The organism is Rhizobacter koreensis (genome assembly GCF_013366375.1).
GTDB classification, from domain to species: Bacteria; Pseudomonadota; Gammaproteobacteria; order Burkholderiales; family Burkholderiaceae_C; genus Schlegelella_A; species Schlegelella_A koreensis.
Genome location: NZ_JABWMJ010000008.1, coordinates 144854 through 159366 on the forward strand (window position 1 = coordinate 144854; position 14513 = coordinate 159366).

Annotated in this window: 14 protein-coding genes; 2 read left to right on the top strand and 12 right to left on the bottom strand. The window is 67.9% G+C overall.

Annotated features, from left to right (window positions below):
- Nucleotides 1-24: 24 nt before the first annotated feature.
- On the bottom strand, nt 25-2001 hold the full coding sequence (locus tag HQN59_RS17215; RefSeq protein ID WP_176070349.1) for an AMP-binding protein: 1977 nt from the start codon (nt 1999-2001) through the stop codon (nt 25-27).
- A 116-nt stretch (nt 2002-2117) separates the two neighbouring features.
- Here HQN59_RS17215 and HQN59_RS17220 point away from each other — a divergent pair, with 116 nt between their 5' ends.
- Together HQN59_RS17220 and HQN59_RS17225 are read left to right on the top strand one after the other, a co-directional pair.
- Nucleotides 2118-2801: a nitroreductase gene (locus HQN59_RS17220; RefSeq protein ID WP_176070350.1), complete on the top strand. Its 684-nt coding sequence runs from the start codon at nt 2118-2120 to the stop codon at nt 2799-2801.
- 47 nt (nt 2802-2848) lie between these two features.
- Complete coding sequence (locus HQN59_RS17225; RefSeq protein WP_176070351.1) at nt 2849-3340, top strand: flavodoxin family protein; 492 nt, start codon at nt 2849-2851, stop codon at nt 3338-3340.
- A gap of 40 nt (nt 3341-3380) precedes the next feature.
- On the opposite strand, the gene HQN59_RS17230 is transcribed toward HQN59_RS17225, so the two are convergent.
- The 11 genes from HQN59_RS17230 to HQN59_RS17280 all read right to left on the bottom strand — a co-directional run bounded on the left by HQN59_RS17230 (nt 3381) and on the right by HQN59_RS17280 (nt 14395).
- The gene (locus tag HQN59_RS17230) at nt 3381-3821 is read right to left on the bottom strand and encodes a PaaI family thioesterase (protein WP_176070352.1); all 441 of its coding nucleotides are present in this window, start codon (nt 3819-3821) and stop codon (nt 3381-3383) included.
- On the bottom strand, nt 3818-5020 hold the full coding sequence (locus HQN59_RS17235) for an ABC transporter substrate-binding protein (RefSeq protein WP_176070353.1): 1203 nt from the start codon (nt 5018-5020) through the stop codon (nt 3818-3820). The genes HQN59_RS17230 and HQN59_RS17235 overlap by 4 nt, the downstream gene beginning before the upstream one ends.
- A 54-nt stretch (nt 5021-5074) precedes the next feature.
- Nucleotides 5075-6274, bottom strand: a complete 1200-nt coding sequence (locus HQN59_RS17240; protein WP_176070354.1) for an ABC transporter substrate-binding protein — start codon at nt 6272-6274, stop codon at nt 5075-5077.
- A gap of 52 nt (nt 6275-6326) precedes the next feature.
- A complete protein-coding gene (locus tag HQN59_RS17245) occupies nt 6327-7364 on the bottom strand; it encodes a branched-chain amino acid ABC transporter permease (RefSeq protein WP_176070355.1) in 1038 nt (345 codons plus the stop codon).
- Nucleotides 7364-8236, bottom strand: a complete 873-nt coding sequence (locus HQN59_RS17250; protein ID WP_176070356.1) for a branched-chain amino acid ABC transporter permease — start codon at nt 8234-8236, stop codon at nt 7364-7366. Before HQN59_RS17250 ends, HQN59_RS17245 begins: the two co-directional genes overlap by 1 nt.
- Nucleotides 8236-10116, bottom strand: a complete 1881-nt coding sequence (locus tag HQN59_RS17255; protein ID WP_176070357.1) for an AMP-dependent synthetase/ligase — start codon at nt 10114-10116, stop codon at nt 8236-8238. Before HQN59_RS17255 ends, HQN59_RS17250 begins: the two co-directional genes overlap by 1 nt.
- Nucleotides 10113-10892 (bottom strand): ABC transporter ATP-binding protein, encoded by a 780-nt coding sequence (locus tag HQN59_RS17260; protein WP_176070358.1) that lies wholly within the window; start codon nt 10890-10892, stop codon nt 10113-10115. Before HQN59_RS17260 ends, HQN59_RS17255 begins: the two co-directional genes overlap by 4 nt.
- Before the next feature lie 7 nt (nt 10893-10899).
- Nucleotides 10900-11691 carry an ABC transporter ATP-binding protein gene (locus tag HQN59_RS17265; RefSeq protein WP_176070359.1) on the bottom strand — a complete coding sequence of 264 codons (792 nt, stop codon included), beginning with the start codon at nt 11689-11691 and terminating at the stop codon, nt 10900-10902.
- Between the two features lie 21 nt (nt 11692-11712).
- A complete protein-coding gene (badI, locus tag HQN59_RS17270) occupies nt 11713-12498 on the bottom strand; it encodes a 2-ketocyclohexanecarboxyl-CoA hydrolase (RefSeq protein ID WP_176070360.1) in 786 nt (261 codons plus the stop codon).
- Nucleotides 12499-12512: 14 nt separating this feature from the next.
- Nucleotides 12513-13307: an SDR family NAD(P)-dependent oxidoreductase gene (locus tag HQN59_RS17275; protein WP_038200711.1), complete on the bottom strand. Its 795-nt coding sequence runs from the start codon at nt 13305-13307 to the stop codon at nt 12513-12515.
- Between the two features lie 116 nt (nt 13308-13423).
- Nucleotides 13424-14395, bottom strand: a complete 972-nt coding sequence (locus HQN59_RS17280; protein ID WP_176070361.1) for a Bug family tripartite tricarboxylate transporter substrate binding protein — start codon at nt 14393-14395, stop codon at nt 13424-13426.
- Nucleotides 14396-14513 lie beyond the last annotated feature (118 nt).

Here is a 14513-nt window from a genome sequence, read left to right on the forward strand (position 1 = left end):
GCCGAAGCGCCGAGCCGCCGCCCGTCAAGCCGACAGCCTCGCCCGCAGATCCGCCACGGCCTCCGGGTTGACCAGCGAGGACAGATCGCCCGGGCTGTCGCCCCTGTAAACCGCGCGCACCACGCGCCGCATGATCTTCATGTTGCGCGTCTTGGGCAGGTCGCTCACCAGCAGCACCTGGCGCGGGCGGTACGAGCTGCCCATGCCCTTGACCACGGCTGCCGCCAGCTCCTGCTCGAGCGTGCCGTCGGCCGCCACACCGGGCATCGGCACGCACACGCAGACGATGGCCGAGCCCTTGACCTCGTCGGGCACGCCGATCACCGCCGCTTCCGACACCTTGCCCGTGCCGGTGAGCAGCGTTTCGATCTCGGAAGGGCCGGTGCGCTTGCCAGAGACCTTGATGGTGTCGTCGCTGCGGCCGAGGATGTAGACGAGGCCGTCGGCGTCGCGCATCGCGAAGTCGCCATGCACCCACAGGCCGGGGATCGTGCGCCAGTAGCTGTCGAGGTAGCGCTCGTCGTCGCGCCACAGGCTTTTGGTGAAGCCGATGTTGGGGTTGCGCAGCACCAGTTCGCCCACCTGGCCAGGGCCTACGGGCTGGCCGGCTTCGTCGACGATGTCAACGCCCACGCCCAGGCCGCCCATGCCGAAGGAGCCCGGGCGCAACGGGTGGTGCACGGTGCCGGTGAAGTTGCAGCCGCCGACCTCGGTGCCGCCGACGATGTTCAGGAACGGCAGTTTCTTCTTGCACACATGCTCGAAGAACCAGCGCCAAGGCGCTTCGGTCCAGGCCTCGCCGCCGGAGACGGTGATGCGCAGCGCCGAGAGGTCGTAGCGCTCGACGTCCTGGTCGCCGTGGCGCATCAGTCCACGGATCAGCGTGGGCGCCACGCCGAGGTAGGTGACCCGGTGGTCCTGCAGCAGTCGCCAGAAGCGGCCGGTGTCGGGGTAGTCGGGCGTGCCCTCAGCCACCAGCAGGCTGCCGCCGAAGTAGCTGGGGATGCAGGCACACATCGCACCCACCATCCAGCCCATGTCGCTCATGAAGAAGAAGCGGTCATCCGCGCGGAAGTCACCGCAGATGTGCATGTCGCGCGTGACCATCGAGCCGAGGAAGCCCACGTGCGTCCAGACGCAGCCTTTGGGCTTGCCGGTGGTGCCCGAGGTGTAGAGCAACACTGCGGCGTCGTCGGCGGCCATCTCGGCCGTCGGCCGCTCGGCCGCCTGCCCGGCCACGGCCGTGGCCCAGTCGAGGTCGCGCCCGGCGGTCATCGGGCAGGGCACGGCATCGCCCAGGTTGCGCAGCACCAGCACGTGTTCGACGCTGGGCGTCGACGCCAAGGCCTCGTCGAGCACCGACTTCATCGCGCCAGGGCTGCCGCGGCGCCAGGTGCCGTCGACCGTGAGCACCACCTTGGCCTCGCCATCGTTCAGGCGCGCCACCAGCGGCTGCGGCCCGAAGCCCGAGAACAGCGGCATGATGACGGCGCCGATCTTCAGCACCGCGAAGAAGGCGATGAAGGTCTCGGGCAGGTTGGGCATGTACAGGCCCACCCGGTCGCCGCGCTGCACGCCCAGCGCCTCGAGCGCGCCGGCCAGCCGGCAGAGCTCGGCGTCGAACTCGCGGTAGCTGAGTTCGCGCCGCGCGTTCGGGGCCTTGGGGTCTTCACCCTCCCAGGTGATGAAGGTGCGGTCCCAGGCGGGCGTGCCGCGATGGCGGTCAATGCAGTTGAGCACGATGTTGGTCGTGCCGCCGACGCACCAGCGCGCCCATTCGATGCCGCGCGAGGTGTCGAGCATGCGCTCGTAGGGCTTGTAGAAGCGGAAGTCGCAGAACCCGAGCACCTGCTCCATCAGCCAGGCCGGGTCGGCGTCGGCACGGCGTTGCAGGCTGGGCAGGTCGGGCTGGCCCGTGTGGCGGATGAAGGCCGTCAGGTTCGACCCGGCGATGGTGGCCGCCAAGGGCAGCCACTCGAACGGTCGTTTGGTAGAATCCATTGGCGCGAGATTAGCGCATGGCGCATCCGGCGTCCAGCGCGCGCGGCGACGGCCGCCGCGGCACGACGGATGCCTGCTGCCGAACCGGTACCCAAGGTCGCTACGAGGAACCCCCGATGCACGTCGACGATGCCATCCGCAGCCGCAAGTCCGTGCGGCGTTTCCTGCCCACGCCGGTGCCCGCGTCGACGGTGCACCATATCCTGCAGGTCTCGGCGCGTGCGCCGAGCGGCAACAACGTCCAGCCCTGGCGCGTCTATGCCGTCGCCGGTGAACCGCGGCAACGCCTGTGCGACGCCATCGTGCAGGCCGCCACCACCGACGCCGACCGGCATCAGCCCGAGTACGCCTACTACCCGACGCAGTGGGTCGAGCCTTACCTCGATCGGCGCCGGCGTTGCGGCTTCGGCCTGTACGCCACGCTGGGCATTGCGCGCGACGACGCCGCCGCGCGCGAACGGCAGATGCTGCGCAACTACGTGTTCTTCGACGCCCCGGTGGGCCTGCTCGTCACCCTCGACCGGCGCCTGAACACCGGCAGCTTCATGGACCTGGGCATGTTCATCCAGAACATCATGGTCGCGGCCCGGGCCCAGGGCCTGCATACCTGCGCGCAGGCGGCGTTCGCCTGGTTCCACAAGGTCGCGCGCGAGCACTTGCCGCTGTCGGAGCACGAGATTCTGGCGTGCGGAATCGCGCTCGGCCACGAGGACCCGGCAGCGCCCGAGAACGCCTTCATCACCGAGCGGGCGGAGCCGGAAGAGTTTGCGCATTTTGCGGGCTTCGAGGCGGCGCCGTGACGGACGCCATGCGCGGCTGACCGATGCCGGGCGGGGGCGGCAGGCCGATGAAGACGCTGCTCGTCGTGCACCACACCATGACAGGCGGCACCGCGCAGATGGTCGAGGCCGCGGTGCGCGCGGCGCGCAGCGAGGGCGGTGTCGAGCTCGCGCTGCGGCGCGCGTTCGACGCCACCGCAGCCGACGTGCTGGGCGCCGACGGCTACCTGTTCGCCACGCCGGAGAACCTGGCCGCGATGTCCGGCGCGCTGAAGGACTTCTTCGACCGAACCTACTACGCCGCGCTCGACCGCATCAACGGCCGGCCCTATGCCGTGATGGTCTGTGCCGGCACCGACGGCAGCATGGCGGTGCGCCAGATCGAACGCATCGCCACCGGCTGGCGGCTGCGCGCGGTGGCCGAGCCGCTGATCGTGCGCACGGGGGCGCAGACCCCCGAAGACATCCTCGCGCCCAAACGCATCGACGAGGCCGCGCTGCGTCGCTGCGCCGAACTGGGCCAGGCGCTGGCGGCGGGGCTGGCGAGCGGCGTGTTCTGACGGAAGCCTGCAACCCGGGCCCGGGCTGCCGCCGCCACAGTCACACCGGGCTCACCAGGGAGCGCGTGTAGACGCGGTAGGTGCCCAGCCCGCGCGCGACGAGCGGGCCGTCCATCGCGTTGTGCCGCAACTCCACCGACACGTAGGCCACGGTCTTCCCGATGTGGTCGGGCGAGCCGGTGGCAAACAGCACGCCATCGCGCACGCCGAGCATGAAGTCGGTGGTCAGCGTGACGGTCACCGAAGACAGGATGCGCTGCCCCGTGGCGGGCACCAACTGGCCAACCAGGGAGCGGCCGCCGATGGCGTCCAGCAGCGTCAGACTCACTCCGCCGTGCAGGACACCGTGCGGGTTGAGCAGATCGCGCCTGACAGGCAGCCGCAGGTACGGTCGATCCCCTTCAGTGAGGGTCTCGTACCCGACCAACTCCTGGAACGGGCCATGCGCATGTGTCGGGACAGACACAGGCTTGTCGCTCAATCGCTCACCGGAATCGGATCAGACACCCTATCGAACTTGCCGCCCTTGGCGTCGGAGCGAAGCACGAGCACGCTGCTGGGCGACTGCCGCTGCGTGGCGCTGAAGCTGATCGGCGAGGTGAGGCCGTCGGTGCCCAGGTTCTGGGTGGTCTCCAGCTTCTCGACCACGCAGGAACGCGTCAATGCCTTGCCGCAGCGGCGGATGGCGTCTTCCATCAACAGCGCACCGACGTAGGCGGTGATGGAGTAGCGATTGAGCAGTTTCTGTTCGTCGGCGCTGAGGTACTTTTGCGTCAGCGCGATGAACTTGGCCATGCCAGGCACGGCCAGCTCGGTGAGCGGGGGCACGTAGTCGGCCACGTAGTACCCGTCTCCGGCCGGGCCGGCCAGGGCCTGCACCGGCGTCAGGTGTGCCGAGTGGATGGCCAGGAAGGTGATGGGCATCTGGTTCTTCGCGGCCTCCTTCAGCAGCATCGAGTGTTCGGCCACCACGCCGCCCGAGGCGATGAAGGTGGCCCCCGCCTGCTTCAGGCTCAGCATCTCGGCCGAGAAGTCCTTGGTGCCACGCTTGAAGGAGATCTCGGCCACGCTCGCCAGGCCCAGCGCCTTGACGGCTTTCTGATAGCCGCAGCGCACGTCGGTGCCGAACTCGTCGTCCTGGTAGACCAGCGAGAACTTCTCCTTCTGCAGGTTCTTGCTCTTGACCAGGTGCGCCATGCCGGCGGCCAGTTCCTGGCAGTAGGTCGGGCCGAGAATGAACACCGTCTTGCGCGGCGGCGTGAAGTGCGAGGCCGACACCGCCATGCCGTTGATGGTGGGGATCTTCTGCTCCTCGATGTAGGGCAGCATCGCCTGCAGCATCGCAGCGCCCGACGTGCCCAGCAGCGCGAAGATGTTCTCCACCTCGTTGAGCCGCTTGACGCCCTGCAACGCCCGTTGCGGCACGTAGCCGTCGTCGTCCTGGCGGATCTCGACCTTGCGGCCATTGATGCCGCCGCGGGCGTTGATGTCCTGCTCCCACACCTTCAAGGCCAGCAAGTGGGCCTTGCCGAGCAGGCTGGGTGGGCCGCTGACCGGTGTCACGGATCCGAGGATGATCTTCGTGTCGGTGACACCCGGCTCCGCGGCCGTGGCAGTGAAGGCGAACGCCGAGGCGGCCAAGGTGGCGACCAGGTGGCGCAGGGCGAGAATGTGGTGCATGGGTGGGGCAGGGCGGCAGGGGTGCAGGGAGGGGGCAGGAACGGCGGCCGCCGGCTACTTGTCCGACAACCAGTCCGAAGCGCGCTCGAACTTGCCGGTGGCGACGTTGGCTTTCAGCAGGATCGGTCGCGTGCCGCTCTGGCGGATGTTGGGGCCGAAGGTCAGCGGGGCCATGATGCCGTCGCTGGCGAAGTTCTTGGTCTGCTCGAGCTTCTGCACCAGGCAGGCGCGCGTCAGGTTGCGGCCGCAGGCCTGCAGGGCCGACTCCAGCAGCATCGCCGCCACGTAGCCGGTGAGCGAGTAGCGGTTCATCGCCTTCACGTCGTCGGCGGTGAGGTACTTGTAGGCCAGCGCGTTCAGGCGGCCGATGCCCTGCGTCTCGGTGTCGGTGATCGGCGGCACGTAGTCGGCCACCAGCAGGCCCTCGGCGGCGCTGCCGGCCAGTTGCAGCACCGCGCCCAGGTGCGAGGGGTGCGCCGCCAGGCGGATGACGTCCATGCCGTTCTTCTGGATCTCCTTGAGCATGGTGGCGGTCTCGCTGATGATGCCGCCCACGAGCACGAAAGTGGCGCCTGACTTCTGCACCGCCAGCACCTCGGCCGAGAAGTCCTTCTGCGCCCGCTTGTACGGCACGTCGATCGTGCTGCTCAGGCCGGCGGACTTGAGCGCCGCGTCGTAGCCGCACTTGACATCGGCGCCGAAGTCGTCGTCCTGGTAGATCAGCGCGAACTTGGCCTTCTGCAGCTTGCGCGTGGCGATCAGATGCTTCATCACGCCAGTGACTTCCTGGCAGTAGGTGGCACCGATGTTGAAGACCGTCTTGCGCGGCGGGTTGAAGTGCGTGCCGGCGACGGCGGCGAAATTGATTGCCGGGAGTTGGTTCTCCTCGATCGTGGGCATCATCGCCATCAAGTGCGAGGAGCCCGAGGTGCCGATGACGGCGAAGACCTTGTCGACGTCGACGAGCTTCTTGATCGCCTGCACCGAGCGCTGCGGCACGTAGCCGTCTTCCTCCACGCGCAGATCGATCTTGCGGCCGTGGATTCCGCCACGAGCGTTGACGTCCTTCTCCCACACGCGCAGCGCGATCACGCCGGCCTTGCCGATGAGGCTGGGCGGGCCCGTCTGCGGCAGTACGCCACCGATGACGAGGCGGTCGTCGAAGACGCCGGGGTCCGCGGCCTGCGCGGCGCCGGCGAGTGCGAGCAGCGCGGCTGCCCACAGGGGGCGCAGGCTGCGAACGATCGTGCTCATGTCGAACTCCTCTCGTGGTGAGCGGGGCTGCGGGCCCCGGCCGGTGGGGATATCAGTAGCGGAACGGCCAGTGCGTCCAGTAGTGCTTGAGGTCGCGCCAGCGGCCGACCAGGCCGTCGGGCTCGAAGCGCAGGAAGAGCACGATGGCCAGGCCATAGACGATGCCCTTGATCTCGAAGGCGGCCGTGGACAGCGCGCCCGAGCCGAGCGCGCTGAACAGCAGGCCCAGGCCCTCGTTGAGCACGAAGATGAACACCGCGCCCAGCAGCGCGCCCGACACCGTGCCCAGGCCGCCGACGATCAGCATCGACAGCGCCTCGATCGACACCAGCAGGCTGAAGCTGTCGACGTTGAGGTAGCGGGTGTAGAAGGCCAGCAGCGCACCGGCCACGCCGGTGTAGAAGGCGCTCACGGTGAAGGCGAGCAGTCGCCAGCGCACCAGGTTCACCCCCATCGCGCGCGCGGCGATGTCGTGCTCGCGGATCGCCATCAGCGCCCTGCCGACGCGGCTGCGCTGCAGGTTCAGCGTGGCGAACACTGCCAGCAGCAACACCGCCAGCACCACGTAGTAGTAGCCGCCTTCGGCCGCGAGTGGCTGGCCGAGCAACGCCGGCTGCGGCACCTTCAAGCCCTCGGAGCCGCCGGTCAACTCGCCACCGTTGAGGATGAGGTGGTTGATGATCACCGCGAAGGCCATCGTCGTGATCGCGAGGTACAGGCCCTTCAGACGCAGCGAGGGCACGCCCACCACCAGGCCGGCGGCCGCGGCAGCGGTACCACCGGCCAGCAGCGCCGCGGGCATCGGCCAGCCGTAGCGTCCGGCCACGATGCCGGCCGCATACGCGCCCACCGCCAGGAAGCCGGCGTGGCCCAGCGAGATGAGGCCGGTGGTGCCGGTGAGGATGTTCAGTCCCAGCACGCCGACGGCCGTGACCATCAGCAGCAGCAGCAGCGAGACAAAGTACTTGCCGATGAGCAGCGGCGCGAGCGCGATCGCCGCCACCAGCACCAGTGACCAGACGATCACCGGCACCGAGTCGGTCAGCGCCAGCAACTGGCGGTAGTCTTCCTTGAAATTGCCGCTGCGCATCAGACTCGCTCGATCTCGGCTTTGCCGAACAGGCCGTAGGGCCGCACCATCAGAACCACCAGGATCAGCACGAAACCCGCGATCTCCTTCATGCCGCGGCCAATGTAGCCTTCAGACAGGTTCTCGGCCACGCCGATCAGCACGCCGCCGAGCGCGGCGCCGAACACCGAGTCCAGCCCGCCGAGGATCACGGCAGGGAAGCTGCGCAAGCCCGTCAGCCACATGCCTGGGTTGAGGTCGTAGATCACGCCCACCAGCACGCCGGCGATGGCTGCCAGACCCGCCGACAGCGCCCACGACAACGCGAAGATGCGCTTGACGTTGATGCCCATCAGCAGCGCCGTCGTCTGCAGGTTGGCGGTGGCCCGCATCGCGATGCCGGTGCGCGAGAAGCGGAAGAAGGCCCACAGCCCGCCCACCACGCAGGCCATGATGCCCAGCGCGTAGATCTGCGCCGGATACAGCCCTGCCGGGCCGATGCGGATGGGCGTGGTGGACAGTCCGGTGGCCAGCGGCATCGGGTCGGCGCCCCAGATCAGCACCACCACCGAGCGGATGATGACCGCCAGGCCGATCGTCACCATGACGGTGGAGAACACCGGCTGCCCCAGCATCGGGCGGATCAGCAGCACCTCGACCATGAGGCCGATGAGCACCGAGACCCCGATCGACGCCAGCAGCAGCGGCCAGAAGCCGAGCTTGAAGGTGCCCACCAGCGTGAAGCCGATGTAGGCCACCAGCATCATCAATTCGCCCTGGGCGAAGTTCACGACGCCGGTGGCGCGGAAGATCATCGCGAAGCCCATGCCGATGAAGCCGTACACCAGCCCCACCGCCACGCCCGAGATCAGCAGTTGAAGGAAGTAGTCCATCAGGCCGTGCCCCCGCCGTAGATCACTTCGATCTCTCGCGCGAACTTCTTGCCGATGATGTTGCGGCGCACCTTCTGCGTGGCGGTCAGCTCGCCGTCGTCGTGGTCGAGTTCCTTCTCGAGGATGAGGAACTTGCGGATGTTCTCCACCCGCGCGAAGAGCTTGTTCACGCGCCGCACCTCCATGTCGACGAGTTCGCGCACCTCGGGCAGCTGCGACAGGCTGCGGTAGGTGGTGAAGGCCAGGCGCTTTTCCTGCGCCCACTTGCCGACGGTGTCGTAGTCGATCTGCACCAGCGCCGAGAGGAAGTGCCGCCCGTCGCCCAGCACGATGGCCTCGCGGATGTACAGGCTGTCCTTGAGCGCGTTCTCGATCTCGGAGGGCGAGATGTTCTTGCCGCCGCTGGTGATGATGATGGCCTTCTTGCGGTCGACGATCATCAACTCCTGGTTGGGTGCCAGCGCCACGATGTCGCCGGTGTGCAGCCAGCCGTCCTGCACCGTCAGCGCGGTGGCGTTGTTGTCGTGGATGTAGCCCTTGAAGACGGCCGGGTGCTTGACGACCAGCTCGCCGTCCTCGGCGATCTTCCAGTTCAGGCTTTCGATCGGGGTGCCGGTGGCACCCAGGCGCTCGGCCTTCGCGTGCTGGTGGAAGATCACGCCGCCCGATTCCGTCATGCCGTACACCTGATAGACCGGCAGGCCCAGGATGCGGAAGAACTTCAGCACCTCGGGCGAGACGCTGGCGCCGCCGCAGAAGCCGCAGCGCATGCGGTCCAGCCCGACGAACTTCTGCAGGTTGCGGAACATCAGCAGCCACAGCAGGCCGAACTGCAGACGGTCGGCCAGCGTGCGCTGCCCGCCGCGCCGCTCGACACGCTCGAACAGCGCCTTGCCCGACTCGAAACAGCGCTTGAACGCCCAGCGTTGCAGCCGCGTGGCGTCCTGCATGCGCATCAGGATGCCCTGCTGCAGCTTCTCCCAGATGCGCGGCACGCCGAGGAACACCTTGGGCGCGATTTCGCGCAGGTTGGCGGCCACGGTGTCGATCGACTCGGCGTAGTTGACCACGCCGCCGGTCATCATGTGCATCACTGTCGAGAAAGCGCGCTCGGCCACGTGGCAGAGCGGCAGGTAGCACAGCACTTCCATGTTGTGCCGGTCCAGGCCGAAGCAGCGGCGCAGCTTGTCGGTCGTGACGAGCAGGTTGCGGTGCGACAGCATCGCGCCCTTGGGCGGCCCGGTGGTGCCCGAGGTGTAGACCAGCATGCAGGTGTCGTCGGGCTGCGTCGCGGCGATGCCGTCATCGAAGGCACGCGCCTGCTCCGGCGACTCGGCGGCGTATTGATCTCCCAGCTCGAGCACCTCGTCGAAGGACAGCAGCTTGTCGCGCGGGTAGCCGCGCATGCCCTTCATGTCCACCGCGATGATCTTGGCGACGTCGGGCAGCCCGACCTCGTGCTTGCTCATCGCGTCCAGCACCTTGTCGACCTGCTCCTGATCGCCGCACACCACGAAGCGGCTGTTGGAGTGGTGGACGATGTACTGCAGCTCCGGCCAGGGGTTGGTGGGGTAGATGCCGACCACCACGCCGCCGATGGCCTGTGTGCCCAGGTCGGCGAACATCCACTGCGGCGTGTCCTCGCTGGCGATGGCCAGGCGCTCGCCGCGCCGGAAGCCCAGCTTCAGCAGGCCGAGCGCGAAGCGCCGAGCGGCGTCGTGGTAGTCAGCCCAGGTCATCCGGTTCCAGATGCCGAGGTCCTTCTCGCGCAGCGCCAGTGCGTCGGGCATCGCGCGCGCCCAGTGCTGCAGCAGCTTGGGCAGGGTGTGCTCGCCGTTGTCGAGCGCGGCGTCCAGGCCGCTGTCGATGGTGAAGCTCATGCGGCCTTCGCCCCGCCCAGATAGGCCTCGATCACGGCCGGGTCGGCCGAGACCTGCGCCGGCGTGCCTTCGGCGATCTTGCGGCCGAAGTTCAGCACGCAGACGCGGTCGGAGATGTCCATCACGATGCCCATGTCGTGTTCCACCATCAGCACGGTGACGCCGAGCTCGTCGCGGATGTCGAGCACGAAGCGCGCGATGTCCTCGGTCTCTTCGGTGTTCATGCCGGAGACCATCTCGTCGAGCAGCAGCAGCTTGGGCTCGGTGGCCAGCGCGCGGCCGAGCTCGACGCGCTTTTGCATGCCGTACGACAGGGCGCCCACCGGCATGTCGCGGATGTCCTCGATCTCGAGGAAGTCGATGATCTCCTCCACCTTTCGGCGGTGCTCCAGCTCCTCGCGCCGCGCGCGGCCGAGGAACCAGGCGGCGTCGAAGACGTTGGTGCGCATGTGGCAGTGGCGCCCCACGAGAAGGTTCTCCACCACGCTGGCGTGCTTGAACACGGCCAGGTTCTGGAAGGTGCGCCCGATGCCCATCAGCGGCATGCGGTGCGAGGGCATGCCCGTGATGTCGCGGCCGTCGTAGTGGACCGTGCCGGCCGATGGGGGCACGATGCCGCTGATCATGTTGAACGTGGTCGTCTTGCCGGCGCCGTTGGGGCCGATCAGCGAGTAGATCTCGCCGCGGCCGACATGGAAGCTCACGCCGGAAACCGCTTCGACACCGCCGAAGCGCTTGGTCAGGCCTTCGACCCTGAGCAGACTCTCGTGCCGCATACGCGCCTCAGGACAGCCAGCGCTTGCGGCGCTTGTAGTGTTTGACCTCGCGCATGCTCTTGCGTGTGCCGCCTTCTGCGAAGCCGAGGTAGAACTCGCGCACATCCTCGTTGCGCAGCAGCTTGTCGGCCGGGCCGTCGAGCACGATGCGTCCGTTTTCCATGATGTAGCCCTCGTCGGCCACAGCCAGCGCGGCCTGGGCGTTCTGCTCGACAAGCAGGATGCTCACGCCGCTGTCGCGCCGCAACTGCGTGACGATGCCGAAGATCTCCTCGCAGATCTGCGGCGCCAGGCCCAGCGTGGGTTCGTCGAGCATCAGCACCTTGGGCTCGGACATCAACGCACGGCCGATGGCCACCATCTGCTGCTCGCCGCCGGACAGGTAGCCCGAGATCGTCGTTCGCTTCTGGGTCAGGCGCGGGAACAGGGCGTAGGCCCGCTCCAGGCCGCGGCGGGAGTCGGCGGCGCTGCGCGTGTAGCCGCCCATCAGCAGGTTCTCTTCGACCGTGAGCTGGTCGAACAGCCGCCGCCCCTCGGGCACCATCACGATGCCCTGCCGGACGATGCGGTCTGGCGCCATGTCGGCCAGCGGGCGGCCCTCGAAGCTGATCTGCCCGGCCTTGACTTCGCCGTCTTCCGGATAGAGCACGCCGGAGATGGCCTTCAGCGTGGTGGACTTGCCGGCGCCGTTGGCGCCCAGCAGCGCCACGATGCGGCCCTTGCCGAGCGTGAGCGACACCTCGCGCACCGCCTCGATGGTGTTGTCGTAGACGATCTGGACGTTGGTCAGCGCGAGCATGCCATTTGCACTCGTTGCAGTTCAGCCGCCGCCGAACTTGCGGAAGTCGGGCTTGCGCTTCTCGAGGAAGGCGCGCACGCCTTCCTTCGACTCGTCGGTGTCGTAGTACAGGCTCAGCGCCTGCATGCCCAGGCTGCCGATGCCGCGGATGTGCTCGGTGGAGGCGTTGAACGAGCGCTTGGCGATGGCGATCGCGGTGGGGCTCTTCTCGACCAGTTCGCGGCCCCACTTGGCCACTTCGGCGTCGAGCTGCTCGTGCGGCACCACCACGTTGCACAGGCCCATGGCCAGCGCCTCCTGCGCGCTGTAGCGGCGGCACATGTACCAGATCTCGCGCGCCTTCTTCTCGCCGACCACGGCGGCCAGGTAGGCCGTGCCCCAGCCGGGGTCGACCGAGCCGACCTTGGGGCCGACCTGGCCGAACACCGCCTTGTCGGAGGCGATGGTCATGTCGCACAGCGTGGCGATGACGTTGCCGCCGCCGATGGCGAAGCCCTGCACGCGGGCGATCACGGGCTTGGGCACGTCGCGGATGGCGCTGTGCAGTTCCTCGATCGGCAGGCCGGCGGTGCCGCGGCCGTCGTACTGGCCGGAGTGCGCAGACTGGTCGCCGCCGGTGCAGAAGGCGCGGTCCCCGGTGCCGGTGATCACGATGGCCGCGATCTTCTTGTCCCAGCCCGCCTTCATCATCGCGTGCAGCATCTCCTCGATCGTCTGGCCGCGGAAGGCGTTCATCACCGAGGGCCGGTTGATGGCGATGGTCGCGATCTGGTCGCGCTCCTCGTAGAGGATGTCCGTGTAGTTCATCGTCGCAATCCCCCTCAGCCGATCATGCTGTAACCGCCCGAGACGCTGAGCACCTGGCCGGTCACGTGGCCGGCCTTGCCCGAGGCGAGGAACACCACGGCATTGGCCACGTCCTGCGGGCGGCCGACCTTGCGCAGCGGCATGGCCTTGGCGGCCTTCTCGATCTGCTCGGGCGAGAACATGCTGTCGGCGTTGGTCCACATGCTGCTGCCGCCCACCTCGTCGGCGCTGGATGGAATCGTCACGCCCGGGCAGACCACGTTGCAGCGGATGCCGAAGCGGCCGTTCTCCTTGGCGATGGTCTTCATGAAGCTGTTGACCGCGGCCTTCACGCCGCCGTAGACGGCCTCGCGCGGCTCGCCCTGGCGGCTGGCGTCGGAGCTGATCGAGACAATGGCGCCGCTGTTCTGCTTGACCATGACGTCCAGCGCGGTCTTGGTGCAGTTCAGCACCCCCACGTAGTTGATGTCGATGACCTTGCGCCAGAACTCGGGCGTGGTCTGGGTGAAGAACATCAGGTTGTCCCAGCCGACGTTGTTGACCAGCACGTCGACGCGGCCGTGCTTGTCGGTGGCGGCCTTGAACATCGCCTGCACCTGATCGAGCTGCGTGACGTCGGTCTTCACCACCTGGGCCGAGGCGGCGCCGAGCTTCTTCGCGAACTCGGCCGTTTTCTCGGCCTGCGCGATGTCGATGTCGCCGATGGTCAGGTGTGCGCCTTCGGCCGCGAAGGCCAGCACGATGGCGCGGCCGATGTTCGAGCCGCCGCCGGTCACGATGACCGACTTGTCCTTGAGTTCGAGATCCATGTCGTCAACCTTTCGCTGTTTGTTTCTGCCGCGCACGCGGCGCGCAGTCCTGGGAGTATATCGACCAAACGCTTGGTAGGGAAATGTCCATTGACGAAATGGCCAGTGGCCGGGCGCTACTCGATCTTGATGCCCGCCGAGCTGATGAGCTTGCCGAAGCGCTCGTGGTCGGTCCGCAGCAGCGCATCGAATTCGGCCGATGGCCGGTACGCGGTGTCTAGGCCCTGCTCGGCCAACTGCTGCTTCACATCGGGCATGGCGAGGATGCGCGCGATCTCGGCCGACAGCTTCTCGATGATCGGGCGCGGCGTGCCCGCGGGCGCGAGCACGCCGAACCAGAGCTGGAAGTCGTACGCCGGCAGCCCGGCCTCGGCGAAGGTGGGCACGTCGGGCAGGGTGGCAAGCCGCTTGGTACCGGTGATCGCCAGGGCGCGCAGGCGCCCCGCCTTGACGTGCGGAATCGAGGTCACCGGCGTGTCGAAGTTGAGCTGGATCTGGCCACCGATCAGGTCGGTCAGCGCCGGCGCAGTACCTTTGTACGGCACATGTTGCATCTTCACCCCGGCCACGCTCTTGAAGTACTCGCCGGCGAGGTGGGTCGAACTGCCGGTGCCCACTGCCGCGAAGTTCAGCTCGTTCGGCCTGGCCTTGGCCAGCGCAATGAACTCCGACACATTGGATGCGGGCACCGAGGGGTGCACCACCAGCACGAGCTGCGTCGTCACCAGGCTCGCCACCGGCGTGAAGTCGCGCAGCACATCGAAGGGCAGGCTGGACACGAGGTGCGGCACCGTCACGTGCGTCGAGGCGGCCAGCGAGATGGTGTAGCCGTCGGGCCCCGACCTGGCCAGCGCCTCCGTGCCGATGACGGTGTTCGCGCCGGGCTTGTTGTCGATCAGCACCTGCTGCCCCCAGGCCTCGGTCAGCTTCGCTCCCACCAGGCGCGCCACGTAGCTGGTGCTGCCGCCCGGGGCGTAGGGCACGATGAAGCGGATCGGCTTGCTGGGGTAGCTCACGGCTGCCGTCTGGGCGAGCGACGGGCCGGCGAGCGTCAGCGCAACGACGAAGGCGAGCAGGGCTCTGATCATGGTGGACGTGCTCCTGAAGTCGACCCGCGCCGACCGTCGGGCGCATGCCGGCGTAATGTACGGAGCGCGCGCGCGGAGCTCCATGCGGAAAGTCCCTAACGGCTGTTAGTTGGAATTA

What these genes read in the sequence shown, in the direction of transcription:
- HQN59_RS17215 (WP_176070349.1), bottom strand. Translation starts at nt 2,001, where the DNA reads ATGGATTCTACCAAACGACCGTTCGAGTGGCTGCCCTTGGCGGCCACC.
- HQN59_RS17220 (WP_176070350.1), top strand. Translation starts at nt 2,118, where the DNA reads ATGCACGTCGACGATGCCATCCGCAGCCGCAAGTCCGTGCGGCGTTTC.
- HQN59_RS17225 (WP_176070351.1), top strand. Translation starts at nt 2,849, where the DNA reads ATGAAGACGCTGCTCGTCGTGCACCACACCATGACAGGCGGCACCGCG.
- HQN59_RS17235 (WP_176070353.1), bottom strand. Translation starts at nt 5,020, where the DNA reads ATGCACCACATTCTCGCCCTGCGCCACCTGGTCGCCACCTTGGCCGCC.
- HQN59_RS17240 (WP_176070354.1), bottom strand. Translation starts at nt 6,274, where the DNA reads ATGAGCACGATCGTTCGCAGCCTGCGCCCCCTGTGGGCAGCCGCGCTG.
- HQN59_RS17245 (WP_176070355.1), bottom strand. Translation starts at nt 7,364, where the DNA reads ATGCGCAGCGGCAATTTCAAGGAAGACTACCGCCAGTTGCTGGCGCTG.
- HQN59_RS17250 (WP_176070356.1), bottom strand. Translation starts at nt 8,236, where the DNA reads ATGGACTACTTCCTTCAACTGCTGATCTCGGGCGTGGCGGTGGGGCTG.
- HQN59_RS17255 (WP_176070357.1), bottom strand. Translation starts at nt 10,116, where the DNA reads ATGAGCTTCACCATCGACAGCGGCCTGGACGCCGCGCTCGACAACGGC.
- HQN59_RS17260 (WP_176070358.1), bottom strand. Translation starts at nt 10,892, where the DNA reads ATGCGGCACGAGAGTCTGCTCAGGGTCGAAGGCCTGACCAAGCGCTTC.
- HQN59_RS17265 (WP_176070359.1), bottom strand. Translation starts at nt 11,691, where the DNA reads ATGCTCGCGCTGACCAACGTCCAGATCGTCTACGACAACACCATCGAG.
- badI (WP_176070360.1), bottom strand. Translation starts at nt 12,498, where the DNA reads ATGAACTACACGGACATCCTCTACGAGGAGCGCGACCAGATCGCGACC.
- HQN59_RS17275 (WP_038200711.1), bottom strand. Translation starts at nt 13,307, where the DNA reads ATGGATCTCGAACTCAAGGACAAGTCGGTCATCGTGACCGGCGGCGGC.
- HQN59_RS17280 (WP_176070361.1), bottom strand. Translation starts at nt 14,395, where the DNA reads ATGATCAGAGCCCTGCTCGCCTTCGTCGTTGCGCTGACGCTCGCCGGC.